26 protein-coding genes are annotated in these 26,842 nt (G+C 37.6%); 19 read left to right on the top strand and 7 right to left on the bottom strand.

Annotation, left to right across the window (positions count from 1 at the left end; all coding sequences use genetic code 11):
- The first annotated feature begins 10 nt into the window (after nt 1-10).
- The 6 genes from cyoE (at nt 11) to alr (ending at nt 4,898) form a co-directional block, all read left to right on the top strand.
- Nucleotides 11-889 carry a heme o synthase gene (cyoE, locus tag ACIF8R_RS01885; RefSeq protein WP_396478713.1) on the top strand — a complete coding sequence of 293 codons (879 nt, stop codon included), beginning with the start codon at nt 11-13 and terminating at the stop codon, nt 887-889.
- 182 nt (nt 890-1,071) lie between these two features.
- On the top strand, nt 1,072-1,455 hold the full coding sequence (gene rpsF, locus ACIF8R_RS01880) for a 30S ribosomal protein S6 (protein ID WP_002049107.1): 384 nt from the start codon (nt 1,072-1,074) through the stop codon (nt 1,453-1,455).
- An 11-nt stretch (nt 1,456-1,466) separates the two neighbouring features.
- Nucleotides 1,467-1,694: a 30S ribosomal protein S18 gene (gene rpsR, locus ACIF8R_RS01875; RefSeq protein WP_000090661.1), complete on the top strand. Its 228-nt coding sequence runs from the start codon at nt 1,467-1,469 to the stop codon at nt 1,692-1,694.
- A gap of 8 nt (nt 1,695-1,702) precedes the next feature.
- Nucleotides 1,703-2,149 (top strand): 50S ribosomal protein L9, encoded by a 447-nt coding sequence (gene rplI, locus ACIF8R_RS01870; protein ID WP_000382591.1) that lies wholly within the window; start codon nt 1,703-1,705, stop codon nt 2,147-2,149.
- 200 nt (nt 2,150-2,349) lie between these two features.
- Complete coding sequence (gene dnaB, locus ACIF8R_RS01865) at nt 2,350-3,795, top strand: replicative DNA helicase (protein WP_263614051.1); 1,446 nt, start codon at nt 2,350-2,352, stop codon at nt 3,793-3,795.
- A gap of 32 nt (nt 3,796-3,827) precedes the next feature.
- Nucleotides 3,828-4,898 carry an alanine racemase gene (alr, locus tag ACIF8R_RS01860; RefSeq protein ID WP_396478711.1) on the top strand — a complete coding sequence of 357 codons (1,071 nt, stop codon included), beginning with the start codon at nt 3,828-3,830 and terminating at the stop codon, nt 4,896-4,898.
- A 57-nt stretch (nt 4,899-4,955) separates the two neighbouring features.
- Here the strand turns inward: alr and ACIF8R_RS01855 are convergent, their stop codons facing one another.
- From ACIF8R_RS01855 to ACIF8R_RS01840, 4 genes are read right to left on the bottom strand one after another with little or no spacing between them, the layout of a single operon-like run.
- Nucleotides 4,956-5,690: a proteasome-type protease gene (locus tag ACIF8R_RS01855; protein WP_263614053.1), complete on the bottom strand. Its 735-nt coding sequence runs from the start codon at nt 5,688-5,690 to the stop codon at nt 4,956-4,958.
- Nucleotides 5,691-5,706: 16 nt separating this feature from the next.
- Nucleotides 5,707-6,486, bottom strand: coding sequence for a transglutaminase domain-containing protein (locus tag ACIF8R_RS01850; RefSeq protein WP_396478709.1), 780 nt, complete (start codon nt 6,484-6,486; stop codon nt 5,707-5,709).
- 2 nt (nt 6,487-6,488) lie between these two features.
- Entirely contained in the window at nt 6,489-7,085 is a 597-nt protein-coding gene (locus ACIF8R_RS01845; RefSeq protein WP_396478707.1) for an alpha-E domain-containing protein, read from the bottom strand.
- Nucleotides 7,086-7,107: 22 nt separating this feature from the next.
- Nucleotides 7,108-8,658, bottom strand: a complete 1,551-nt coding sequence (locus tag ACIF8R_RS01840) for a circularly permuted type 2 ATP-grasp protein (RefSeq protein ID WP_396478705.1) — start codon at nt 8,656-8,658, stop codon at nt 7,108-7,110.
- Nucleotides 8,659-8,883: 225 nt separating this feature from the next.
- Here ACIF8R_RS01840 and ACIF8R_RS01835 point away from each other — a divergent pair, with 225 nt between their 5' ends.
- The gene (locus tag ACIF8R_RS01835; RefSeq protein ID WP_200027567.1) at nt 8,884-9,891 is read left to right on the top strand and encodes a YafY family protein; all 1,008 of its coding nucleotides are present in this window, start codon (nt 8,884-8,886) and stop codon (nt 9,889-9,891) included.
- Nucleotides 9,892-10,274: 383 nt separating this feature from the next.
- On the opposite strand, the gene mnmG is transcribed toward ACIF8R_RS01835, so the two are convergent.
- Nucleotides 10,275-12,155, bottom strand: a complete 1,881-nt coding sequence (gene mnmG, locus ACIF8R_RS01830) for a tRNA uridine-5-carboxymethylaminomethyl(34) synthesis enzyme MnmG (RefSeq protein WP_396478703.1) — start codon at nt 12,153-12,155, stop codon at nt 10,275-10,277.
- A gap of 232 nt (nt 12,156-12,387) precedes the next feature.
- Here mnmG and ACIF8R_RS01825 point away from each other — a divergent pair, with 232 nt between their 5' ends.
- The 11 genes from ACIF8R_RS01825 to ACIF8R_RS01775 all read left to right on the top strand — a co-directional run bounded on the left by ACIF8R_RS01825 (nt 12,388) and on the right by ACIF8R_RS01775 (nt 22,889).
- Nucleotides 12,388-12,672 carry a hypothetical protein gene (locus tag ACIF8R_RS01825; RefSeq protein WP_311069670.1) on the top strand — a complete coding sequence of 95 codons (285 nt, stop codon included), beginning with the start codon at nt 12,388-12,390 and terminating at the stop codon, nt 12,670-12,672.
- Between the two features lie 155 nt (nt 12,673-12,827).
- Nucleotides 12,828-13,733 (top strand): 50S ribosomal protein L11 methyltransferase, encoded by a 906-nt coding sequence (gene prmA, locus ACIF8R_RS01820; protein WP_396478701.1) that lies wholly within the window; start codon nt 12,828-12,830, stop codon nt 13,731-13,733.
- Between the two features lie 13 nt (nt 13,734-13,746).
- The gene (locus ACIF8R_RS01815; protein WP_233929789.1) at nt 13,747-14,589 is read left to right on the top strand and encodes a zinc-ribbon and DUF3426 domain-containing protein; all 843 of its coding nucleotides are present in this window, start codon (nt 13,747-13,749) and stop codon (nt 14,587-14,589) included.
- Nucleotides 14,590-14,965: 376 nt separating this feature from the next.
- Nucleotides 14,966-15,235 (top strand): DNA-binding transcriptional regulator Fis, encoded by a 270-nt coding sequence (fis, locus tag ACIF8R_RS01810; protein WP_001086304.1) that lies wholly within the window; start codon nt 14,966-14,968, stop codon nt 15,233-15,235.
- 88 nt (nt 15,236-15,323) lie between these two features.
- Nucleotides 15,324-16,898 carry a bifunctional phosphoribosylaminoimidazolecarboxamide formyltransferase/IMP cyclohydrolase gene (gene purH / locus ACIF8R_RS01805; RefSeq protein ID WP_396478698.1) on the top strand — a complete coding sequence of 525 codons (1,575 nt, stop codon included), beginning with the start codon at nt 15,324-15,326 and terminating at the stop codon, nt 16,896-16,898.
- A gap of 125 nt (nt 16,899-17,023) precedes the next feature.
- Entirely contained in the window at nt 17,024-18,310 is a 1,287-nt protein-coding gene (gene purD / locus ACIF8R_RS01800) for a phosphoribosylamine--glycine ligase (protein WP_396478696.1), read from the top strand.
- Nucleotides 18,311-18,782: 472 nt separating this feature from the next.
- Nucleotides 18,783-19,655, top strand: a complete 873-nt coding sequence (locus ACIF8R_RS01795; protein ID WP_019458356.1) for a MetQ/NlpA family ABC transporter substrate-binding protein — start codon at nt 18,783-18,785, stop codon at nt 19,653-19,655.
- Between the two features lie 75 nt (nt 19,656-19,730).
- Nucleotides 19,731-20,756, top strand: coding sequence for a methionine ABC transporter ATP-binding protein (locus ACIF8R_RS01790; RefSeq protein ID WP_004708029.1), 1,026 nt, complete (start codon nt 19,731-19,733; stop codon nt 20,754-20,756).
- Complete coding sequence (locus ACIF8R_RS01785) at nt 20,753-21,448, top strand: methionine ABC transporter permease (protein ID WP_022575478.1); 696 nt, start codon at nt 20,753-20,755, stop codon at nt 21,446-21,448. Before ACIF8R_RS01790 ends, ACIF8R_RS01785 begins: the two co-directional genes overlap by 4 nt.
- 146 nt (nt 21,449-21,594) lie before the next feature.
- Nucleotides 21,595-22,326, top strand: a complete 732-nt coding sequence (gene gloB / locus ACIF8R_RS01780) for a hydroxyacylglutathione hydrolase (protein WP_209046110.1) — start codon at nt 21,595-21,597, stop codon at nt 22,324-22,326.
- Nucleotides 22,327-22,685: 359 nt separating this feature from the next.
- Complete coding sequence (locus ACIF8R_RS01775) at nt 22,686-22,889, top strand: hypothetical protein (protein ID WP_000758190.1); 204 nt, start codon at nt 22,686-22,688, stop codon at nt 22,887-22,889.
- 241 nt (nt 22,890-23,130) lie between these two features.
- Here the strand turns inward: ACIF8R_RS01775 and ACIF8R_RS01770 are convergent, their stop codons facing one another.
- Together ACIF8R_RS01770 and ACIF8R_RS01765 are read right to left on the bottom strand one after the other, a co-directional pair.
- Nucleotides 23,131-24,429, bottom strand: a complete 1,299-nt coding sequence (locus ACIF8R_RS01770; RefSeq protein WP_019458359.1) for a dicarboxylate/amino acid:cation symporter — start codon at nt 24,427-24,429, stop codon at nt 23,131-23,133.
- A gap of 482 nt (nt 24,430-24,911) precedes the next feature.
- Nucleotides 24,912-25,472 (bottom strand): TetR/AcrR family transcriptional regulator, encoded by a 561-nt coding sequence (locus ACIF8R_RS01765; protein WP_396478693.1) that lies wholly within the window; start codon nt 25,470-25,472, stop codon nt 24,912-24,914.
- Between the two features lie 137 nt (nt 25,473-25,609).
- On the opposite strand from ACIF8R_RS01765, the gene ACIF8R_RS01760 reads away from it, so the two are divergent.
- Nucleotides 25,610-26,812, top strand: coding sequence for an MFS transporter (locus ACIF8R_RS01760; protein ID WP_396478691.1), 1,203 nt, complete (start codon nt 25,610-25,612; stop codon nt 26,810-26,812).
- The last annotated feature ends 30 nt before the right edge of the window (nt 26,813-26,842 follow it).

Genomic DNA, 26,842 nt, shown 5'->3' with positions numbered 1-26,842 from the left:
ACTGATTGTCATGTTGAGAAAGTATTTATTCCTGACTAAACCAGGAATTCTCTTCGGTAATTTCATTACCACCTTGGGCGGCTTCTTCTTAGCCGCCCAAGGCTCTATAGACATCTTATTATTATTGCTCACTCTGATTGGAACAACGTTAGTTGTTGCTTCCGGTTGTGTCGTCAATAATGTTATTGATCAAGATATTGATACAAAGATGCAGCGCACTCAAAACCGCGCACTTGTTAAAAAAACCATCTCTCCTACTGTTGCGCTTATATATGCATTCGTACTTGGATTAATTGGTTTTGGCATTTTGTGGTTTGGTGTAAATGGCTACGCATTTTTGTTTGCAGTAATTGGTTTTGTTGTCTATGTCGGTTTTTATAGCTTGTGGACCAAACGTACCTCAATCCATCAAACCGTTATTGGTAGTATCTCCGGAGCGAGTCCTCCTGTTATTGGTTATACAGCAGTAACTCATCAATTTGATGTGGCAGCCTTGCTTTTGTTTTTAGCATACGGTTTATGGCAAATGCCCCACTCTTGGGCAATTGCAATTTATCGTTTTGATGATTACAAAAATGCGGGAATTCCAATCTTGCCTGTAGCACGTTCTGTTTATCGTACAAAAATTGAATGTGTAATATATATCCTGTTATTTGCAGCTGTTTTGAATGGGTTATATTGTTTTGGTTATACCAATGTATTCTTTTTAATTACCTTTAATGCTTTGACTGCATACTGGTTCTATTTATCGATTATTGGGTTTAAAGCCGAAAACGACCAACTATGGGCTAAACGTTTTTTCCTCTACTCGGTCATATTAATTACCCTGTTAAGTTTGAGCTTTAGCTTTACCTATCAATCCCCTGCTCCAAATCTTCCTCTCTTTTAATTAAGGGAGGATTTCCTCCTCAAAAACAACTTTTTATATTTCTTATCAAAAGATTTGTTTTTAGTCTAATTTTTACCTATAATTCAGCCTTCGCATTTTTTGCGACGTAGCTATTATTATTTTTAGCTATGACTCCTTGCTTCTAATTTTTTAGGGGCTGTTTAAACCGTAAGGAGCTGACAATGCGTCATTACGAAATCGTACTTTTGGTACATCCAGACCAAAGCGATCAAGTTGTAGGTATGGTTGAACGCTATATCTCTCAGATCAAAGAAGCTGATGGTCAAATTCACCGTTTAGAAGATTGGGGCCGTCGTCAATTGGCTTACCCAATTAACAAAATTCACAAAGCGCACTACATTCTTATGAATGTTGAATGTGGTCAAACTACGCTTGATGAGTTAGAAGAATTATTCCGTTATAACGACGCGATCATTCGTAACCTTATCATCCGTCGTGAACACGCAATCACTGAAGAGTCATTGCTTGCTAAGAGTGCTGAAGAAAAGCGTGCGCGTAAAGCTCAACGTGAAGAAGCACAGCAAGTTGCTCAAGAAGCTGAATAAGGAGAACATCAATGGCACGTTTTTACCGTCGTCGCAAGTTCTGCCGCTTTACAGCTGAGAATGTTGCGTACATCGACTACAAAGATATCGACACTTTAAAACAGTACATCACTGAAAACGGCAAGATTGTTCCTAGCCGTATCACTGGTACTAAAGCTCGTTATCAACGTCAATTAGCACTTGCTATCAAACAAGCTCGCTATTTGTCTTTGATTCCGTACACTGACAACCATAAGTGAGGTGATCTGTGGACGTTATCTTATTACAACGCATTAAGAACCTTGGTAAATTAGGCGATAAAGTATCAGTTAAAGCTGGTTACGGCCGTAACTTCCTTATCCCTCAAGGTAAAGCAGTTGCAGCTACTGAAGCTAACACTGCTGCTTTCGAAGCTCGTCGTGCTGAACTTGAGAAGCAAGAAGCTGAAGTTTTAGCTGCTGCTCAAGCACGTGCTGAACAATTGAACGAAGTTAACATCGTTATCACTGCTAAAGCTGGTGACGAAGGTAAACTCTTCGGTTCTATCGGTACTCGTGACATCGCTGACGCGTTAACGAATGCTGGTCTTACAGTTGACCGTGCAGAAGTTCGTTTACCAAACGGTGCGCTTCGTCACACTGGTGAATTCAACATCGCAATCCAATTGCATCATGATGTTGTTGCAGAAGTTCTCGTTACTATCGTATCTGAGTAATTTCTCATCAAAAAAAGAGCATGCTCACGCATGCTCTTTTTTTATCTCTTAAATTTATGCAATAAAATTAGATATATTAATTCCTGATCAGTTCTTCAGTTTAATTGGTTTTTTAATTAGGTAGTTTATTTATTTTTGTTTTAAGATAGTTCTCGGCTTAAAACCCTTTTTGTGCACACATTTTATCATCAGGTCTAATTATGTCTCAGGCGAATGCCACTTCTTTAACGCTTTCATCTCCAACAGAAAATAAGACGAGTGAATCAGGCCAACTTAAAGAGTTTCGCACTCCCCCACACAATTTAGCCATCGAGCAAGCTGTGCTTGCTGCGCTGATGACCGTTGCTGAATCTTTTGAGCAAGTCAGTGATCTACTCAAAGAAAATGATTTTTATGCCACTCGTCATAAATATATTTATCGCGCGATTGAAAAATTAGCACAGGAAAATTCACCGTATGATGCGGTCTTAGTGAATGACTGGCTTTTAAAACAAAATTTACTTAGTGCAATCGGTGGCGAAGAATATTTGATGCAGCTTATGGCTGATTCACCATCGAGTTTCTATAATCTTGAAACTTATGCAACTAAAATTAAAGAATTTTCCACCCTGCGTAGCATGATTAAAGTCAGTACTGAAATTTTACAGAATGCTTATGACACAAAAGGTCGAGGTGTGAGTGAAATTTTAGATTTGGCTGAAACCAGTATTTTCTCTTTAGCAGAACAGCATAATAACAATAAGAAAGATTCTGGCCCTAAAGCAATTAGCTCTGTAACTGCTGACGTTATTAGCAAACTTGATGAGCTTTCAAAACTCGATGGAAATATTACGGGTTTAACTACAGGCTTCTTAGAACTTGATAATAAAACTTCCGGTATGCAACCTGGAGATTTAATTATTGTCGCTGCACGTCCATCTATGGGTAAAACTACCTTTGCAATGAACTTGGTTGAAAGTGTTTTACAATACAACCAACTCCCTGCTCTGGTATTTTCTATGGAGATGCCAGCAGACTCGATTGCAATGCGTCTAATTTCGGCAATGGGTAAAGTTCACCAAGGACATTTACGTTCTGGCAACTTAGATGCCGATGAATGGACTAAAGTTACAGGTACCATCCTGCAACTTCAGCAAATGCATTTGTATATTGATGACTCATCAGCCTTACCTCCAACCGAACTCCGTGCCCGTGCTCGCCGCGTTGCCAAAATGCATGATGGCAAAATCGGCTGTATCATGGTCGACTATTTACAGCTCATGAAAGTTCCGGGTATGGGTGACAACCGTGTTGGCGAGATCTCGGAAATTTCACGTAGCTTAAAAGCTTTAGCTAAAGAAATGAACTGCCCTGTGATTGCACTATCTCAGCTTAACCGAAGTCTGGAAAACCGACCAAACAAGCGCCCAGTAATGTCTGACTTACGTGAATCGGGTGCGATTGAGCAGGATGCCGACTTAATCATGTTCATTTACCGTGATGAAGTCTATAACAAAGAATCTAAAGAAGCAGGCACCGCAGAAATTATCATCGGTAAACAGCGTAACGGTCCTATTGGTACTGTCCGTCTTGCCTTTGAAGGTCAATATACCCGATTTAGTAATCTCTCTCCTGAGTATTACAGCCAATATGATGATGAAGAATAAACTCTATCTCTAGCCCAAAGGAGTAAATGAGGGTGCGTCAAGCAACAGTTTATATTGATCGCCAAGCGCTTCAATATAATTTAAACCGTGTCAAACAACTCGCAGCAAATTCAAAAATCGTAAGTATGGTAAAAGCTAATGCTTACGGACATGGAGTCAAAGACTGTTTAGCAGCCTTAAATGCCTCAGATGCCTTTGGTGTCGCCTGTCTACAAGAAGGCTTAGAAATCCGACAACTCGGATTCAAGCAACCTGTGACTTTAATTGAGGGAGTATTTTCTGAAGATGAAATGCCTATCGCAATTGAAGAAAAATTTGAATGTGTAATTCACCATCAACAACAGTTTGAGTGGTTAATTAAACACAAACAAGCCTATATCGCTCAAGGCTTAAAAGTTTGGGTTAAACTAAATAGCGGCATGAACCGTTTAGGTTTTAAGAATCCAGAAATTATTGAAGTGATTAAAACTTTAAAAGCTGAAGGTTTTACATGTGTACTCGCGATGCATTTTGCAAACGCAGATGTAGACCACCCATTAAATGAGCAACAAAAACAGCAATTTTTGCATGTTAAACAAGCTTGTGATCCAGTTTTAGCATCTTGCTGTAATTCAGCTGCTATTTTTAAATGGCCAGAACTGAATTTTGACTATGTACGGCCGGGTATTATGCTCTACGGTGCTTCACCTTTTGCAGATAAAACAGTACATGAGCTTGATTTAAAACCAGTCATGTCTTTCACAGCAGAAGTTATCGCGTTAAATCATATTCAAGCTGGTGAACATGTTGGTTATGGTTCTACTTTTTGCGCTCAAAAGGCTATGGATATCGCAATAGTTTCTATTGGATACGGCGATGGTTATCCACGAGCTTATATAAAGCAAAACTTTGTTGCTATTGATGGCAAACTTTGTCCAGTGGTTGGTCGTGTAAGTATGGACATGATTGCAATTGATGTCACAAATACTCAAGTAAAGCTTGGTACCCAAGTTGAACTTTGGGGCAATCAACGTTTGGTTGATGATGTCGCTGAAGCAAATGGCACAATTGGTTATGAACTACTTTGCCGCTTAAGTACTCGTCCAGTCCGTCAAAGCACTTAATAATTGAATAAATAAAAAAATCCAAGCTTGCTTGGATTTTTTTATTTGAAGTCACTTTTAACGCCAGTAATCATCTGTAGGTTTTGGCATTTCTTGTAAACCACGGCGCAAAGTATCCGACCATTGACGACTAATTTGTGAAAAATACGGATCGTCTTCACTAATTCGTTTACCCATAGGAATTACAAAACTGTCTTTACTATAGACCAGCGCATCTAATGGCAAACCTACCGAAACATTAGAACGCAAAGTTGAGTCAAACGAGATTAAACTACAGCGCAGTGCATCATCTAACGGCATCGCATAATATAAAGCACGATCTAAAATAGGCTTACCATATTTACTTTCACCAATTTGAAAATAGGGCGTGTCCGTTGTAGCACAAATAAAATTACCTTGCGGATAAACATTATAAAGCTGCATATCGCCGCCTTTGATTTGCCCACCCACCAAAATACTACAAGCATAATTCATTTGTTCTTGAGTATCTGAGCTAATATCTTCTAAAACATTTTTTAAAGTTTTACCGACTAAATCGGCCACTTCAAACATTGTATTAATACTATATAAATTAGGCTCTTGCTGCAAAGTAAGCGCATTTTGCAAATGCCCGATAACCGCTTGTGTCGTTGCTAAATTACCTGCTGTTTGCAAGGCAATAAACCGCTCTCCGGTCACACCAAAAGTATGCAATTTACGAAACACAGAAATATGATCGACCCCGGCATTAGTTCGAGTGTCACTTATAAACACCAAACCCTGTTCTAATCTCAGCGCACAACAATAGGTCATTTCGTTCTCTTTACATTCAACAAGCCAGCACTTGAACCACAGACATCATATTTTCAATACCACCTTGCTCTCGCACCCCTCGAATTGGGGCAACATCAAGATAGTCCCGTCCAACTGCCAGATAAATATGATGCTTTGGCGTAAACAATTGATTGCTTACATCAAAACAATACCACTGATTATCTAAAAATACCTCCGCCCAAGCGTGACTGGCAAGGTGCGGATAGTTTTGATCAAATAGATAACCAGAGACATAACGTGCTGGTAATTGTAACGCACGACACATAGCGATTAAAACATGCGCATGATCTTGGCATACCCCTTGAGCTGTGTGAAAAGCTTGTGTAGCAGTGGTATGAACAGATGTACTATCTGGTTGATATGGCATCTTTTGCAAAATATTTTCGCTAAGCAAGGCAATATGCTGTCGATCTTTAACAGTTACAATTTTCTGGGCAAAATCCAACATTTCAGAATCATATTTAGTCACTTCTGTACTTTGAAGAAATAGATTGGTTGGTATAGGTACATCTATCCCACCTATTTCTGTATTTAGAAGCTCTACAATACCCTGCGCCATGAAAGTGAGATGTTGATATTCATAACGCTGAGTAGCAGTTAACCAGACATTATTAAAAATATCTCTTTTCAGTGTTTTATCACCTGGAACACTGATTGCCCAATTTACAACATGTTGATGCAGCGATGTTTGAGGCATCATTTTAATATACTGAATGCTGTTTTTAGCAGTTTCCGTATAGTTATAATGCGTTTGATGATTAACCATCAATTTCATAATCATGCCTCGAACATATATTCCAGCTGCTGAGTAAAATTATAATAAGCATCCCAAGTCGGATGATCCTTTAATAATTGCCACGATTGATCAAGTCTATTCCATCCTAAATCATTCAACCGTTGAAGTAATTTCTCTAGCTCCTGTAAAAGACCTGTAAGGTCTTGCTGAAAACGTAGTTGTATATCGAATTGTTCTATCTTTTGTCCTAAATGTAAGAATAACGCTATATCTTCATGTTCAGCATCAAGTATTTGATTACATTTATTTAGAGCCTGTCTTAATGAATTAGGATGAGCTTGAATAGACTTAATCGTATGATTCAATTCCGCATAAGCGCTCGAAGATAATATTCCTCTTAATTCCTGAATATTATCTTTAGCAATAACGAATTGGTTCAGTAACGAATATGTTTGTTTCGTATCTAACATATAGCAATTCAGTAATTCTGCTTGATCAATGACCAGCCCAAATGCTGCTGCAAATTGAGTTGCTTTTTCATCATCTGTAAATGGCAAGTGTGATACAGCAAATTTAATCCGCATTAAATAACGGCCCAACCAATAAATGTGGTGCGCACTCGAATTGAGTAAAACCATAAATGTCCTCTTTAACCAGCCATTAGGAATGTAGCGTTTCAACGACCCATGTATCTTTAATACCTCCCCCTTGTGAGGAGTTTACGACTAAAGATCCTGCCTGCATGGCTACTCGGGTTAAGCCTCCGGGCACAATTTCTGTGCGATATGGGGAGCTCAATACAAACGGGCGTAGGTCGATGTGGCGCTCAGCCACTCCTGATGTGGTTAAAGTCGGTGCAACAGATAAAGCTAAAGTTGGCTGTGCAATATATTCGTGAGGTGTAGCAATCAGTTTTCGTCTAAATTCATCAATTTCACATGAGCTCGCCTTAGGACCAATTAACATGCCATACCCACCAGATCCTTGAGCTTCCTTAATCACTAATTGATCTAGATGAGCTAGCACATAGTCTAAATGTTCTTTTTCACGGCACTGATAAGTGGGTACATTTTTCAGAATTGGTGTTTCCCCCAAATAATATTGAATCATCTGGTCAACATATGGATAAATCGACTTATCGTCAGCTACTCCAGTACCGGGTGCATTGGCAATCACTACATTTTTCTGTAAATAAGCAGACATTAGGCCCGCTACACCTAAAGCACTATCAGGTCTAAACGCAAGCGGATCTAAAAAATCATCATCTAAACGGCGATAAATCACATCAACTTTTTGACGTCCCCGAATCGTTTTTACAAAAACTTGATCATTTTCTACGAATAAATCTCGATTAGTGACCAGTGGCACATCCATTTCACGTGCTAAAAAGGCATGTTCATAATAAGCACTGTTAAATCGCCCTGGGGTTAAAACCACAATAAAAGGGCGATCAACATCTGAATTTTCTTGAAGTATTTCTTTTAATAAGCTTGGGTAGTGTTCAATTCCTTGTAAATTATTAGCAGCACAAAGTTCTGGCATAAGTTGCTGGCTAATATTTCTACTTTCAATCATATACGATACGCCAGAAGGCGTTCTTAAATTATCTTCCAGTACAAAAAACTCACCTTCACCGTCACGAATAATGTCTATCCCACTAATTTGAGAATAAATTTTACCTTTGAGCGTATTCTTGAGCATATGCGGCTGAAAAGCTTCATGACAAATAATCTGACTTTCTGGAATTAACTGCTCCTTTAAAATATGTTGCCCATGATAAATATCATCTAAAAAGTAATTTAAAGCTTTCACTCGTTGTGCACAGCCAGCGGCTATTTTCTCCCATTGTTTTTTTTCGATTACTCTTGGAATTAAGTCAAAAGGAATTGTTCGCTCTGCTCCCTCTTTATCACCGTAAACATTAAATGTAATACCGTGATAGAGAAAATGTTGTTTGGCCTCCATATTTAACTGTTTAAGCTCATCTAAAGTGCGAATGCTCAACCATTGCTCAATTTTTTTAGAAGCGGCACCGTTAGATGTCACATCATCTAGCATTTCATTAAAAAACTGCGATTTTAGCTGTTCAAATAAGTTCGTCTGTACCGAAAGATTTTCTATAAACGAAGTTTGGTTAAGTAATGCGTTGGTCGCCTGCTCTTGTAAAAAATAATCAATATCGGCTTGTAGGTCTTTCTCTTGTTCTGACATAGCAACCTCGTCTTATCATTTATCTATATTTCATTTTTAAATAAGCAATTTCAGTGCCACTTATATATCTATAATGCTTATTGGCTTTCTTTGTTATAACTTTCTTCTAAATTTTAGCATTGATTGTAAAAGTAGCTATAAACCGAATCTGACAAACTTGCTAAATGTGTAAAGTTTTTTTATTGTGTTGACACCAAAGCAATTGGATATAGATGTATTACGCTTATGTCTGTAATAGAAAAAGAAACTTCAAATAGTTTATATCGCCAGTGGCAGATTCTATCTCGCCTTCCTACCGGTAAATGGATCGGGACTCGAGAATTGCAAGAAATGCTTGAGCGTGAAGGTATTGAAATCAGTTTAAGGACAATTCAGCGTGATTTAAATCAAATTGCTCAGCGTTTTCCAATTGAAAGTAACAAAGCTGTGCCTCAAGGCTGGCGTTGGCAATCAGATGCACCAATTCAAAGCTTACCGCATATGACAAGCTCTCAAGCAGTAACCTTTATGATGGTTGAAGAACATCTTAAACATTTGCTTCCACCAAGCCTACTTGATGAGATGGGACCTTGGTTTGATTTAGCAAAACGCAGTCTTTCTACACAAAATAATGTAAGGCAATGGATTAATCGTGTGCGGATTGTGCCAGCAAGCCAACCACTCATTCCACCTGTAGTCGACCGTGCTGCTCAACAGGCAATTTATGAAGGTTTACTTCAAGACAAACAAATTGAATGCGTTTATCAGGCACGCGTAAATCAAGGTGAAGATAAAACTTATATTTTAAATCCACTCGCGCTGGTCCAAAAAGGTGCTGTTATTTACTTAATTTGCACCCGACACGACAAAACTGAAGTGCAAACCTTTGCTCTACACCGCTTCAAATCCGCTAAGGTTTTAGAAAGTCGTGCGCTCCATCCCGTTAATTTTGATATTGACCATTATATTGACTCGGGTGCTTTAGGCTTTAGAGTAGATTACAACCAACCTACTGAGTCTATTCAGCTCACCTTAACCATGACTGAACAAACTGCTAAAACTTTTTATGAAAGTCAGTTAAGTAAGGACCAGACCATTACCCCGATTGAAGAAAACATTGTCGAAGTTACGGCAACTGTTCCATTTACCTCTCAACTCGTCTGGTGGTTACGAAGTTTCGGTAAAAAGCTGCTTCATATTGAACCAGTTCAAGTACACAATGCTGTACGAGAAATCGAAACTGAGAGCAAATAATCAGTAGATATAAAAAAGAGAACCATATGGTTCTCTTTAGATTTTGAATTGTAATTTTCTTAATTTTATATTGGCATTTATAATTTTATTTATTTTCAGATCAATATGTTCTCCCCCATCAAAACTGATCTGCTTCTTCTGCGCTATATTGAACATGAGCATTGGCATGCCAAATCATATCCATTGTAGCGAATTGATTTCATTGTCATGTTTAAAGCCCTCTTGTTTGAACGTGAATTCAATATAACCTTCGCTTTTAAACATGTGAAATAAGAAAAAAAGGTAGTGAAATCTATTTTCTTCCTTAGGAAGTTTTAATATATTTTTTGATCAGAAAATAAAAAAGCCCAGTCTTAACTGGGCTTTTTTATATACTTAAATGATTAAGCTGTTTTTTTCATCATGTTATTTTTACGAATCGTGATCATTACTAGCTGAACAGCAGCTGGAGTAACACCAGGAATACGGCTCGCTTGAGCTAATGTTTCCGGACGAACAGTTTTTAACTTCTGAGTAATTTCACGAGATAAACCAGAAACGACATCATAATTAAAATCGGCAGGGATTTTGGTTTCTTCAAGACGCTTTAATTGAGCTACATCTTCATGCTGACGGTTGATATAGCCTTCGTATTTAACAGCAATCTCGATTTGCTCACCAACTTGTTCTGAAACCTCTGAACCCGTAAGTTCTGCAATTTGAGCAAAATTAATATTAGGACGCTTGAGTAAATCAATCGCACTACATTCTTTACTCAAGTCAGCACCAGTCATTTCGACAAACTTTTTACCCATTGGGTTATTAGGTGCTGCCCACAAATGTTGTAAACGCGACGTTTCGCGCTCAACTGCTTCCATTTTTTCGCAATAAGCAGCCCAACGAACATCATCAACCAAACCAAGCTCACGGCCAATTGTTGTTAAACGTTGATCGGCATTATCCTCACGTAACATCAAACGATATTCCGCACGTGAAGTGAACATACGGTATGGCTCTTTCGTACCTAAAGTAATCAAGTCATCAACCAATACGCCCATATAAGCTTGGTCACGTTTAGGTGTCCATTCTTCTTGTTCCCATGCACGACGCGCAGCATTTAAACCTGCAAGCAAACCTTGAGCACCCGCTTCTTCATAACCGGTAGTACCATTAATTTGCCCAGCAAAATACAAACCGTTAATTGCTTTGGTTTCTAGGGTAAATTTCAATGCTTGTGGGTTAAAATAGTCATATTCGATTGCATAACCCGGACGCAAAATATGGGCATTTTCCATACCACGAATTGAACGTACAAGCTCAAACTGAACATCAAATGGTAATGAAGTCGAAATACCATTTGGATAAAGCTCATGTGTATCTAGGCCTTCAGGCTCTAAAAATACCTGATGTGAGTCTTTATCAGAGAAACGATGAATCTTGTCTTCAATTGAAGGACAGTAACGTGGACCTACACCTTCAATGACACCGGTATACATTGGTGAACGGTCTAAACCACCACGAATAATGTCATGCGTTTTTTCATTGGTATGAGTGATATAGCAGTTCACTTGTTCAGGGTGCATTGAAGCATCCCCCATAAATGACATCACCGGAGACGGAAAGTCACCTGGTTGTGGTGTCATAACAGAGAAATCAACTGAACGGGCATCAATACGCGGTGGAGTACCTGTTTTTAAACGACCTACCGGTAGTTTTAATTCACGCAGACGCTGAGCAAGAGCAATAGAAGGAGGATCTCCTGCACGACCACCACTTGATTTTTCTAAACCAACGTGAATAACACCACCCAAGAATGTACCTGTAGTCAACACAACAGTTTTTGCGTCAAAGCGAATACCCATTTGGGTAACAACACCCTTAACAGTATCACCTTCAACAATCAGGTCATCGGCCGCTTGTTGGAAAATATCAAGATTCGCTTGGTTTTCCAAAGTCTCACGTATCGCAGCTTTATAGCGAACACGGTCAGCCTGAGCACGCGTTGCACGTACTGCCGCACCCTTACGCGAGTTTAAAATTCGGAATTGAATACCACCTTTATCGGCAGCCAAAGCCATTGCGCCGCCAAGTGCATCAATTTCACGAACTAAGTGTGATTTACCAATACCACCAATTGCTGGGTTACAGCTCATCTGACCCAAAGTCTCAATGTTATGGGTCAAAAGCAAAGTCTGTCGTCCCATACGCGCCGCAGCAAGTGCCGCTTCCGTACCTGCGTGACCGCCACCGATAACGATAACATCATAAACTTTAGGATAGTGCATGAGTACAAAAACACCAGAAAAAAAAGACGGAACATTATAGCAAAATTATCTGCTTATTGATGTACATAATTACAAAATTGTCATCACATGATTTACGCTACACCACATGTTTTGACATTTTGTTGCATGAATTCAATACAAAGTGAATGTTTTTAAGAATTTTTCATCTTAGAATAAAAAATGTACAGCACTTCTATGACTTTAAAACTAACGCAACTAGAAGGAACACAAAATGAAAAGTACCATGTTAAAAATCTTAACCGCATCTCTCCTTTGCTTTTCAGGCGTAACGTTGACCCACGCTGCGACTAACCATACTGCTAAATCGACTCATACTGCTAAAACAACTAAGCATGCTGCAGAGTCAGGTACATCAGTAACGCAAAAAGAACTGAGAGCTTGTGCTAAAAAACGTCAGGGCGAATGGGTGTCTTACAGCCATAATGGGGTAACCTTTAATGGTACTTGCCAACCGAATGAAAATGGCAAATTACAATTTAAAGCCCCTGCTCCTTAATATAGTTTTGACTTAAGGTATAAAGAAATCACTTTATTTTCTTCTATACCAGATCATCATTTTCAAAAGCGGTCCATTAAAGATGGGCCGTTTTCTTTTTTAAAGCACTCTAGTCAGCTACAATATGCCTTTAAATAAAATTTTAGGTCCTTTTCGTGAAGTGGTTACAAATACACATTACCGTTGATCAAGAACAAGTTGAATTCACAGAAACACTATTAATGTCTCTAGGTGCGGTAAGCGTAACTCTGGATGATGCCGAAGATCAGGCTCTACTTGAACCATTACCAGGTGAAACACCTTTATGGAATAAAGTCATTGTTACAGGTATCTATCAACAAGACGAACAAGACCCAATTGATGTTGACACTTTAGAAGCTTTCTTAAAAGCTCAGCTTCCAAATGTACCTATGCGTCATGAAGAACTTGAAGACCAAGTTTGGGAACGCGCATGGATGGATTATTATGAACCGATTCAAATTGGGGAAAAATTCTGGATCGTGCCAGAATGGTTAGAACCACCAGAAGCAGATGCGACCAATATTAAACTTGATCCAGGCCTTGCTTTTGGTACAGGCAACCATGCAAGTACATTCTTATGCTTACAATGGTTAGGTAAAACCGATGTAAAAGATAAGATCGTCATTGATTATGGCTGTGGTTCAGGCATTTTAGGTGTTGCAGCTTTATTATTAGGCGCTAAAAAAGTATTTGCGACAGATATCGACCCACAAGCAGTTTTAGCAACAAAACAAAATGCTGAACTTAATGGGGTATTAGACCGTTTATATGTAGGTCTTCCTGAAGAGTTTGATCAAGAATTCAAACCTCAACAAGCAGATGTTTTGGTGGCAAATATTTTAGCGGGACCATTAATGGCACTTGCGCCAGAGTTTGCAAAACTACTTAAATCTGATGGTGAGTTTGCACTTGCTGGTGTAATTAAAGAGCAAGTAGCTGATGTTTCAGGTGTTTATTCTGAATTTTTTGATATATTAGACGTCGAAAAACGCGAAGAAAACTGGTGTCGCATATCAGGAAAACGCAAAACAATAAATTGAGACTATTCAAATCATGAATGAAAAACAAACCCGCTGCCCTAAGTGTTTAACAGTTTATAAAGTTTCTCTGACCCAGTTAACTGTCGCTCAGGGCATGGTTTGTTGTCCTAAATGTAATTTAAATTTTAATGCTCTAACTAACTTAGTTAATGTTGAACTTCCAGAAGCAACAAATTCCTCTGTTTTAGCTGACGGCTCGATTCAAACACGATATATGACTCATTCACATGTGTTAGATATCTTTGATCAAAAAGTTGAAAACTCTAATATTGATCTTTTGACGTATTTAAATAATTTAAATTACTTCCATAACGAGCCAATCAATGCGCTCCCCAACCTCAACTTAGCTGAACAAGCAACTTCACCTGAACAAGATAACGGTAAAAAGCATAGCTGGTTGTACTATACGCTTTGGAGTTCTGCGAATCTGATACTGATTTTGGTTTTTACTTTTCAGATTCTCTGGTTCAACCCGAAACTCATGCAGCAGAGTCCTGCTATTAGCCATGCATTTAATTATGTCTGTCAAATATTGCACTGCAGTAAGTCAGCTGAACAATATCAACTTCTTTATATAGAAAAGGTAAAACTACGTAGAGTTGATACAGAACATACGCAATTTTCTGGTGTTCTAATCAATCAAAATAATAAAAGTATTGAGTTGCCTAATCTAAAACTAAGTTTTGGCAAAGAAGATGAGCAAGAAGAAATCATTTTTCAACCGCAGGAATATTTGGTTGAAAATTTACGTGGCATTCAACGCATCCCCACTAATACACCTTTTAGATTTCAATTTGATTTAAATAAAAGCAAAAAAAGCCTAGTAAATTATCGATTAGAAATTGTCCACCCCTAAATTGTAAAAAAAGTGAAAAAAAATTAAAAAAAAATGCAGTTAATTTGCTCACTTTTTCCTAGACAATGGTATGATACGCGCCACGAAAGCTTTGACTCATATACTCCTCGCTCTCAATTCAAAAAATATACTGTTAAGCATGTGTGCTTTTCTACATTAAGCACATAGCCTAACTTTTTTTGTTTTTGAGGGGGCTGTAACAAATATTTAACTATTGTTACGCTTATTTTTTACTCAATACGAAGAATTATGGCAAGCTAATTGTTCTTATGTTTTAGAGTCACTGTTTTAGGATCTAAAACAGGACTCCGTATTTTTAGACCACATTTATATACTACTTTACCCAAGCTAGTATTTGATTTTCGGATTAACTCGCATGAATAGCAAATCTCCTATTTTTACTGCACAATCTGATGTTGCTCTTCGCATCCACGTGGATCGCGCAGTTCGTCATTATTTTGCACAATTGCAAGGTGAGCAACCATCTCAGGTATATGACATGGTGCTAGCAGAAATGGAGAAACCTCTTTTATCTGTAGTTCTTGAATATACTCGTGGCAACCAAACACGTGCCGCAGAAATTCTTGGACTAAACCGCGGCACTTTACGCAAAAAGTTAAAAGCTCACGGTTTAATGAGTGAATAAATGATAAAATGCTCACGACGTCGTGGGCATTTTTTTATGCTTCTAATTGGTTTTAATCCGTAGACTTGAAATTGTTGACTTGAACATCATGACTATTAAACGTGCTTTGATTTCTGTATCAGACAAAACAGGAATTGTCGAATTTGCTCAAAACCTTGCAGCTTTAGGGGTAGAATTATTATCTACAGGCGGCACATATAAGTTGCTTAAAGATAATAACATTGCTGTTGTTGAAGTATCTGAACATACTGGTTTCCCAGAAATGATGGATGGCCGTGTAAAAACACTACATCCAAAAATTCATGGCGGCATTTTAGCTCGTCGTGGTCTAGACGAAGCAGTTATGCAAGAACACAACATTGATCCAATCGATCTAGTTGTAGTTAACCTTTATCCATTTGCAGCTACAGTTGCTAAACCGAACTGTTCACTTGCTGATGCTATCGAAAATATCGACATCGGCGGTCCAACAATGGTGCGTGCTGCTGCTAAAAACCACGCTTCTGTGGGTATTGTTGTTAATGCTTCAGATTACGATACAGTGATTAACGAATTAAAAGCTGCTGGTTCACTTTCTTATGAAACACGCTTCGATTTAGCTGTTAAAGCATTTGAACATACTGCTCAATATGACGGCATGATCGCTTCTTACTTAGGCGCTCGCGTTGGTAAGACCGAAGGTGAAGCTGATTTATTCCCTCGTACGTTCAACACTCAATTAAATAAAGCACAAGACTTACGTTACGGTGAAAACCCGCATCAATCTGCTGCTTTCTATGTTGAAGCAACTGCAAAAGAAGCATCTGTTTCTACAGCAAAACAATTACAAGGCAAAGAATTGTCTTATAACAACATTGCTGACACAGATGCTGCACTTGAATGTGTCAAATCATTTGCTAAACCAGCTTGTGTAATCGTAAAACATGCTAACCCTTGTGGTGTTGCGGTTTCTTTAGACGGCATTAAAGCTGCTTATGATTTAGCTTATGCAACAGATCCAGAATCTGCTTTCGGTGGCATTATTGCATTTAACCGCGAGTTAGATGTTACAACTGCTCAAGCAATTGTTGATCGTCAATTCGTTGAAGTTATTATTGCTCCAAGCATTGCTGATGGCGTACTTGAAGTAACTGGTGCGAAGAAAAATGTTCGTGTTTTAGTATGTGGCGAATTACCTGCAATTGATGCACGCGCTCCACAACTTGACTATAAACGCGTTAACGGTGGCTTACTTGTTCAAGACCAAGACTTGGGCATGATCACTAAAGATGATCTTAAAGTAGTTACTAAACGTGCACCGACTGAACAAGAAATTGATGACCTTATTTTCGCATGGAAAGTTGCGAAATATGTAAAATCAAACGCTATTGTTTATGCAAAAAACCGTCAAACTATTGGTGTAGGCGCGGGTCAAATGAGCCGTGTTAACTCAGCGCGTATTGCTGCAATTAAAGCAGAACATGCTGGTTTGGTTGTTGAAGGCGCTGTTATGGCATCTGATGCATTCTTCCCATTCCGTGACGGTATTGATAATGCGGCTAAAGCTGGCATTAAATGCATTATTCAACCAGGTGGTTCTATGCGTGATGAAGAAGTCATCGCAGCAGCTGATGAAGCTGGTATTGCAATGGTCTTCACTGGTATGCGCCATTTCCGCCACTAATTTAAATTTAGTCCTCCCTAACCCTCCTTTTATTCAGGAGGGTTTTCCACAATAATGGAACTATCTCTCCACTTCGAGAAATAGAGGGGGATGAAAAAGGATTAAAGTTAAGGAACAAATTAAAAATGAATATTTTAGTTTTAGGTAGTGGTGGCCGTGAACATGCTCTAGCATGGAAAATCGCGCAAGATACCAAAGTTACTCAAGTTTTTGTTGCACCTGGTAATGCTGGTACTGCAACAGAAGAAAAATGCGTTAACGTTCAACTTGATATTTTAGACAACCCGGCAATTATTGCTTTTGCTAAAGAAAATAATGTTGAACTCGTTGTTGTTGGTCCAGAAGCACCATTAGTAAATGGTGTAGTAGATGCTGCACGTGAAGCTGGTGTAAAAATTTGGGGTCCGACTCAATATGCAGCACAACTTGAAGGCTCAAAAGCATTTGCTAAGCATTTTTTAAAACGCCATAACATTCCAACTGCTTTTTACGATGTATTTACTGAAGTTGATGCAGCGAAAGCTTACGTTGAAAAAAATGGTGCACCAATTGTTATTAAAGCTGACGGCCTTGCTGCTGGTAAAGGCGTAATCGTTGCAATGACCAACGAAGAGGCTTTTGCAGCAATTGATGACATGCTTGCAGGTAACAAATTTGGTGATGCTGGTTCACGCGTTGTAATTGAACAGTTCCTTGCTGGTGAAGAAGCTTCTTTCATTTGTATGATTGATGGCAAAAATATTTTACCAATGGCAACTTCACAAGATCATAAACGTATTTTTGAAGGTGACCAAGGTCCAAACACTGGCGGTATGGGTGCCTACTCTCCTGCTCCAGTTGTAACTCCAGATGTTTTTGAGCGCGTAATGACTGAAATTATGCGTCCAACTGTTGATGGTATGGCGGCTGATGGACATGTTTACATTGGTTTCTTATATGCTGGTTTAATGATTGATGAGCAAGGTCAACCACGTGTAATTGAATTTAACTGCCGTTTTGGTGACCCTGAAACTCAACCAATCATGATGCGCTTAAAGTCATCTCTTGTTGATTTGGTTGAAGCAGGTATTGCAGGTAATTTACCAAAAGAAGCTGAGTGGGATGAGCGTAAGTCAATCGGTGTTGTACTTGCAGCAGAAGGATACCCAGATAGCGTACGTAAAGGCGATGTGATTTCTGGTATCGGCCAATCACCTGAAGATACTAAAATCTTCCATGCAGGTACTGCAACTCGTGAAGATGGTCACATTGTGACTTCTGGTGGACGTGTACTTTGCGTAACTGCTTTAGGTGACAGCGTTCTTGAAGCACAAATTAATGCTTTAGAAGTATGCGGCCAAGTAACTTTCACAGGTATGCAATACCGTAGTGACATCGGTTACCGCGCGATTGCACGTGAAAAAGCTGAATAAAAGTTAGCAAAAAAAAGCTTCCTATTTAGGGAGCTTTTTTATTTTGTACACCAATAGAAGAAAATGATATAAATTTTTATAAGATTTATTAAGATATCAACAAATAGAAAAAAGCCCTCTATATCAACTACATTTTTATTGCTATCATTAGTACATAGTTGTAACTGTCATCAGACACTGCTGTTTTAATAATTTCCATAAAGACTTGCTCTACAAATTATGCCTGTAGAGAGTTTTTTAATATTCTAAATTTATGAATGCTCGTTTGGCTACTGTTGGGGATGAACTGTTTGGGGAAACAGTTTTTGTTTATTAAACAATTACCCTCTGTTATAGCCAAAATATGCAAGCAAATTATGGAACCCCAGAAAAAGATCACAGAGTTTAGACTAGTTGTAATTCCAACTCCTCTCTTTTCATATTGATATAGATCAATCGTTATTGTTCTATATCTTAATCAGGACTTTTTTAAATGAAAAAGCTGATCAGCCTTTTTTTAAGCATGTCAGTAGTATTATTGACAGCATGTAGCAAACAAGAAAATGCTCAACAAGCCGAACAAAACAATGATAGTTCCAAAGTACAAAAGGTAGTAATTGCCTCTACAGGTTCGGATGCTGACATTTGGCGTTATATCGCATCTTTACCTGAAACCCAAGCTGCTGGACTGAAGTTAGAAGTAAAAAACTTCTCAGACTCCGTTTCAATGAATACAGCAGTTGCAAATAAAGAAGTAGATTTGAACGCATTCCAAGCTTATTCTTATCTTACTGTATTTAATAATTCAAACCCGGATAAGATTGCAGCGGTTTCTACCACTTATATTGAGCCAATGGGAATTTATTCAAGTAAATACAAAAAAATTGAAGAACTTCCTGAAGGTGCAATTATTTCAATCCCGGATGATGCTGCCAGCGAATCTCGTGCGCTACTCTTGTTACAAACTGCTGGCTTAATCAAGCTTAAAGCTGACTATAATCCTATTCAGGGCAGTCCAATTGATGTTATCGAAAATCCTAAAAAGATCAATATCAAACCAATCAAAATGGAAACTGCATTACGTCTTAAAAATGAATTTGATGCAGTTGTATTAAATAATACCATAGCACTCGAGGGAGGCTTAAACGTACTCAAAGATTCTATGTTCTATGAACCTATTGATCAAATCTCAAAACTTAGTGTCAACGTTCTAGCAACTGCTGAATCACGTAAAAATGATCCTGTCTTGCAAAAAGTTGGTAAGCTTTACCACACTGCAGCTGTTAAAAAATACATTGAAGAACACTTTGGTGGAACAAAAGTTGACGTAGACAAACCAATCAGCTATCTCTCAGAAGCTAAATAGTAATATAATAACCCAAACGTGAAACAGGCAAATTATCTTTGCCTGTTTTTTCTTTCAAGCATAGTTTCTGACGATATGATTCAATTTAAAAACATTTCAAAGCACTATCAGCTCAAAAGCCAAACCATACGCGCACTCGATCAAATCAATTTAGAGATTCCAGAGGGCAGTATTTTCGGCATTATTGGCTATAGTGGTGCAGGTAAAAGTACTTTAATTCGCCTGATTAATTTACTCGAACGACCAAATGAAGGTCAGATTATTATTAATCAAAAGGACTTCACTGCTTTAGATGCACGTTCATTACGTCAGGAGCGTGCAAATATTGGTATGATTTTTCAGCATTTCAATTTGCTTCAAACCAAAACAGTTGCTGAAAATATCGAAATGCCAATGCGTCTGCTAAATTATAAAAAAGCAGAACGTGAAAAGCGTTTAAACGAATTATTAGAGTTTATTGATCTTAAGCATAAAAAAGATGCCTATCCAGATGAACTCTCTGGCGGTCAAAAGCAACGTGTTGGTATTGCTCGTGCTTTGGCAAATCATCCTAAAATTTTATTATGCGATGAAGCCACATCTGCACTAGATCCGCAAACTACTCAATCAGTTCTAGAGCTTTTAAAGAAAATCAATCAAGAACAGAAAATTACTATCGTTATGGTTACTCATGAAATGGATGTCATTGAATCTATTTGTGACCATGTTGCAGTTATGGAAGCTGGTAAAGTGATTGAGCAAGGCTCAACTATTGATATTTTTAGTAATCCTCAGCATCCAACAACTAAAAACTTTATACAAACTGTTTTACATCAACAGTTGCCAGTTAACATTCTAAATCAATTAGAAAATCAACATCACCACAGCATTTATTGCCTACAATTCTTAGGACGTTCGGCTCAAGAACCTGTGATTCAGTCACTTATTAAACAATATGATATTAGTTTAAATATCTTATTTGCCAATATGACTGAAATTAATGGCACAGTGATTGGTCAAATGTTTGTACAGCTTTTAGGTGACCCACAGTTGATCAGTCAAGCGATTGAGTTTTTAGAGAAAAATGAAGTGAGCGTAGTTCAATCAGGAGATCAAGTATGAGAGATTTAATCGTACAATGGTTAACTGAACTTACTCAGCCTTTCTGGCACAGTTCCCTTTCTATGGACCAGTTTGTAACCGCCTTACAAGAAACCTTTAATATGGTGTTCTTTGCGCTTATATTTGGTGGTATTTGGGGCTTCATCCAAGGCATTATTCTGCTTGTAACTCGCCCAGAAGGGATCTTACCAAACAGATTCATTTATCATTTGCTTAACCCAATTGTAAATGCTCTGCGTTCTCTCCCATTTATTATTTTGCTTATTGCAGTTATTCCACTTACAAAGTTCTTGGTAGGTACTTCGATTGGTACATGGGCGGCAATCGTTCCTTTAACGATTTATGTTGGACCATATATGGGCCGACTTATTGAAACTTCCCTACTTGAAGTAAATGAAGGAATTATCGAATCTGCTCAAGCAATGGGTGCAACACCTTGGCAGATTATTTCACGCTTTATTTTACCTGAAGCTCGTAGTTCTCTTATTTTGAACTTAACAACTGCCACGATTAGCCTTATTGGTGCGACCGCTATGGCTGGTGCAGTTGGTGCTGGTGGTATTGGTGACTTAGCCATTTCTTATGGCTACCAACGTTTTGATACAAGCGTTGTGATTTTAACAGTGATTATCCTATTGCTTTTGGTACAGATTGTACAGACTTTAGGCAACTGGCTCTCTAAGATACGCTAAGTCATTTATATAGAAAGCTCCCTAAACGGGGGCTTTTTGTTTTTATAGTCTCCTGTTATTAAAAAGTTGAGTACATGGCTTAATGCCATTTTCTGTTATTATCAAAATTAGTGGTTACTCTTTGGATTTGGTTTCAGGATAAAAAAATGCGTTATAGAATTCATTTTATTGATGTGCAAAATGCCCTACAAAACTATATCTGGATTTTAGAAGATACTGAAACTCATGAAGCTGTTGCAGTTGATCCAACAGAAGCTGAGTTAGTCACTCAATTTTGCAATGACCATGATTTAACCTTAAAGCAAATTTGGCTTACGCATTGGCATAAAGATCATATCGGTGGCGTTGCAGATTTAACTGCTAACTCTACTCTGACTGTATATGGTCCAAGAGATGAATTAAGTAAAATTCCCGGTATTACTCATCCCCTTCAACATGATGACCATTTAAAATTTAATGATTTAAAGGCAGAGATTATTGCAACACCAGGTCATACCTTAGGGCATATTGTGTATTTTATTGAGGAACTTAATGCCCTCTTTTGTGGCGATACTTTGTTTGCAATGGGGTGTGGCCGACTATTTGAAGGTACGGCAGAGCAAATGTATCACTCATTAAATCGTCTTGCAGCCCTTCCAACCACAACCAAAGTCTATTGCACGCATGAATATACACTTTCTAATGCTGAGTTTGCTTTAAGCGTAGAACCTGAAAATCATGCCTTACAAGAACGTGCAGAACAAGTTCGTAAGCTTCGCACGGAAGGTAAAATTACTCTACCAAGTAGTATTGAACTTGAATTGGCAACTAATCCATTTTTACGTGCTGAAAGTGTAGATGAGTTCGCTCATTTACGTAGTTTAAAAGATAATTTCTAAATTTATGGGCTCTATCGAAAGATACAGTTTCATTTTAAGAACTGTATCTTTTTGAATAAAGCATGTTTCATGAAATTATTTTTTACATTTATTGATTTTAAATCAACTTGTTTTGATTAAATTTCACCCTAATCTTTTTATTTTTAAATAACCATAAAAATTAAATACTTACATTTTATTAGTACAAAAATTGATTACATAAAAACTGAATAAATTTATAAAATGAAGAAGATTACTTTATCTCTTTTACTTTTTTTACAAGTTGCAAAATAAAACAAAGTTTTCCCCCTTTAAAAAATCTAGGTAAATCCCTATTAATAAATAAGGTGTAAGACACGGATAGAAGAAGGAGTTCTCACGTGAAAAAGGTTGTTAAAGCTAAAAATTTAATTGCGTTCCGTATTTGGTTAGAAAAATTAGGGTATTCGGTTAAAAACTTGGCCGATGGAAAAGGTTTTACCTTCAGTTTTAAAAAAGAGTATGGCTTAGTCACATGTGATTTGGCTGGTAACGCCTTAGCGATGCAATTAGGTGAAGAGTTTGAGGATCACTTAAAAGCGTAAGCTTAAGCTGTTCTTGCATATACTATTTTCAGTATAGGCAACTTAAAAGTTCTGCTTTCAAAGTAGATCTATATGAGAGTTTGTGAAAATTTTATATTGGCCTCCCATAATTAAGCATTTACGTACAAGATAGTTTTTTAAATTAAATTTTCGACTAGATAAAATAAAACCTGTAGCATGGCGCCTCTCCCAAATTGCCAATTGCTACAGGTTTTTTATTTCGAATTAAAATTTTAAATAATTAATTCGTTTTAGATTTACCTAATGCTTTATCTAGAACATCCTTGTCCAGAGCTTTGTCCCAACGAGCAACAACAATTGTTGCGCATGCATTACCAATTAAGTTAGTTAATGCACGACACTCAGACATAAAGCGGTCAATACCTAAAATGAGCGCCATACCTGCCACAGGTACGGATGGGACAACTGACAAAGTAGCAGCGAGTGTAATAAAGCCTGCACCTGTTACCCCTGCTGCACCTTTTGAACTCACCATTGCCACTAAAAGCAAGGCAAGTTGTTCACTAATGGATAAGTCCACATTACATGCTTGTGCAATAAATAAAGCAGCCATAGTCATATAAATGTTAGTACCATCAAGGTTAAATGAATAACCTGTAGGAATAACTAAGCCCACTACAGATTTTTCACATCCCGCTTTTTGCATTTTATCCATTAAAGATGGTAAAGCTGCTTCAGATGAACTTGTACCTAAAACCAACCAGAGTTCATCTTTGATATAGCGAATTAAAGCAATAATTGAAAAGCCATTGTAACGTGCCACTGCACCTAAAATGATTAGTACGAACAGTACAGCCGTGATATAGAAAGTCATAATCAATAGTAATAAATTACCGATTGATTCGATTCCATAAGCACCAATAGTAAATGCCATAGCTCCAAAAGCACCAATTGGCGCAAGTTTCATTAACATGCCAACCAAGTAGAAAACCGGTGCCGTTAAGTTATTTAGGAAATCAGTGATTGGACGTGCACGATCACCTAAAGCAGCTAAAGAAATACCAAATAGCACTGCCACAAATAGAACCTGCAAAATTTCACCACCAGCAAGCGGACTTACCAGTGTTTGCGGGATAATATTCATAAAGAAGTCAGTAATATTGGTGGCATGAGCCTTCTCAACGTAAGTATTTACCTTATCGCTGACTAAGGTTGCTGGGTCAATGTTTAGACCTTTACCCGGTTGAATGATGTTTGCCACAATCATACCAACCACAAGTGCAAGACTTGAGAAAGTAATGAAATACAGCATTGCTTTACCAGTCACGCGTCCAACCCGACTCATGTTTGTCATGCTGGCAATACCAGTAACCACAGTCAAAAAGATTACGGGAGCAATAATCATTTTAACGATTTTGATGAATGCATCACCGAGCGGTTTTAAGCTCTGTCCAAGTTCAGGGTAAAAATGACCAATTAAAACGCCTAAAATAATTGCAAAGATGACCTGTACATACAAAATTTGGTGAAATTTCTGTTTTTTCTGTACGGTTTCTTGGTCAAGGGTATTGAAATCCATTATCTAAATACCTGTTCGATGGGGATAAAAAAATAAAATATAAAGCGTGCACCACAAGCTGCTTTAAAGGAAGTGAAGCCATTGTAAAGAATAAAAAATACCCTGTGTTATAAATTTAGAAAATGTAAAATTTAAAAACCATGTATATTTTCGTATATAAAGTCTGTCTTTTCCTGCATTATTTAAAATTAAAATTTATATAAAAATTTTAAAAATACACCTAACCACATGTTTATTATTTAATTAATTTTATTAACCACTTCTTTAAGGACTTTTATCTTTTGTTTTTAATTCAATAAAATCACCATTTTTAAAATAAATGATTAAGACAATTTCATGTTTATTTTGAATTATGAGAATTTGGTTTTTAAATAATAAGAAATATTGATATATAGTTATTTAATAAAAACAAAAAACTATTTTGTTGAGATATTTAACTAAACTATTTTTTATCTAAAAAATAGTGAGTTACGCCTATTACTTTAAATAAATAGGCGTTTTAAAAGACCATGTACGTAATCTAAGCTTAATTCCTGATTGGTAAATAAAATCCGAAATAGCATAGGTGCGATTATAGTCTCGATTATTTCTTGGTTCGGTATAGTGAACTCATTACGTAATTTTGCTCGATTTTGAATAATGTCGAGTTGTTGAATAATTAAGGTTTCACATTTACGCGCATTATTAGAATCCGAATTTGACGTATAGAGTACGTCTCGTAATAAATCTTGCCCAACTTCGGAAGCATACTCTTCAAAATATTGTTCAACCCATGCTGTGATATCTCGTTCAAATGAACCCAGATCTTTGGGTTCCATGTCTGGTTTGAGTTCATTTAAAGCCACATCTGAAAATAGCTGGTTGATATCGCCCCATCGACGGTAAATGGTTGAAGGTGTTACTCCTGCTTGTGCTGCAATCATTGGAATTGTAATTTGGCTTTGCTCGAAATCTTTTTGTAATTCTTTTACAGCATTATGTACCGCAGTTTGTATTCTCTCGCTGCGACCACCAGGGCGTAATCCAGTAACAACTTTTGCCATTTATAAACTCTGTAAAGGGATCAAAAAATTTATAAATATTTATATCTATATACAAAATACACTAAAGCTAAGGATTTGCTTTAGTGTCAAAATAATGTATAAAAGCTAAATATTCGCTTTTATGTTATTCATGTTCTATGAACAATTCAAGTTCAAAACGGTCAAGAGCTGTTTTTCAATTAGATGCTGCAAGCGCTTTGACACTCAACACAATTACGCTTATGACATTTATGGCTGCATCTAGTGCCCCAACGCCGCTCTACCGCCTATACCAACAGATATGGCAATTTTCACCAGTTACATTAACTTTAATTTTTGCAACTTATGCTTTTACACTGCTGGGATCATTACTGATTATTGGTTCTCTGTCTGACTATATTGGACGTCGACCAGTCATTATTGCAGCCATTTCTCTGCAAATTGTTTCAATGAGCTTCTTCTTATTTGCTTCAGATGTTTCGATGTTATTTATCGCTCGAGGCTTACAAGGAATCGCAACAGGGCTTGCTGTTTCAGCTATAGGAGCAGCCATTTTAGATTTTAGTAAGCTCCATGGCTCACTGATTAATAGTATTGCACCTATGATAGGTATGGCTGTTGGGATTTTTCTGACTTGTTCTATTTTGCAGCTCTCCGCTCATCCCTTACAGCTTGTTTTTGAATTCTTATGCTTTCTTCTTATTTGTGAACTCATTTTAAGTTTTCTTACCCCTGAGACTGCACAAAAAAGAGCTGGTGCGCTTGCTTCTTTAAAGCCCGCGATGGCTATTCCTGCGCAAACGAAAAGCGCGTTATTAAGTATTAGCCCAATTAATATTGCACTTTGGATGGTTAGTGGTTTCTTCTTGTCACTTATGCCATCTTTACTGGCAAAAATTTTCCATACTTCATCGGCATGGCTAAACGGTATTATGTTTATAGCGCTCGCCCTTTCCGGTGCGGCAGGTATATTAACGCTTAGAAAGTCGACAAATTTTCGTATTTTATTAACCGGTACGCTCTCGATCGCTATTGGTGCCATTGTCTTATTCATCGCCATTAACCTAACCAATGCTGTAGTTTTATTTTTAGGTTCTATTATTACTGGCGTTGGTTTTGGTACGGCTTTTATGGGAGCCATTCGTAGTGTAATGCCGCTGGCTCTTCCAGAAGAGCGTGCAGGCCTTATGGCTGCGTTTTTCGTTGAAAGTTATTTGGCTTTTAGTATTCCTGCGATTTTAGCGGGCTATTTTGTGGGTAAGATTGGACTGATGCATACAGCAAATAGCTACATCTGTTTTATTGTCTTACTATCACTTGTTGCCCTTTTCATGATTTTTAAAAATTTTAAAAATAAATAACTATATAAAAAAGCCTCGAATTGAGGCTTT

It is taken from the genome of Acinetobacter sp. ABJ_C4_1 (genome assembly GCF_044538495.1).
Taxonomy (GTDB): Bacteria; Pseudomonadota; Gammaproteobacteria; order Pseudomonadales; family Moraxellaceae; genus Acinetobacter; species Acinetobacter nosocomialis_A.
The sequence above is the reverse complement of the archived record's forward strand: the minus strand, read 5'-3'. Positions and strand labels throughout refer to the sequence as shown.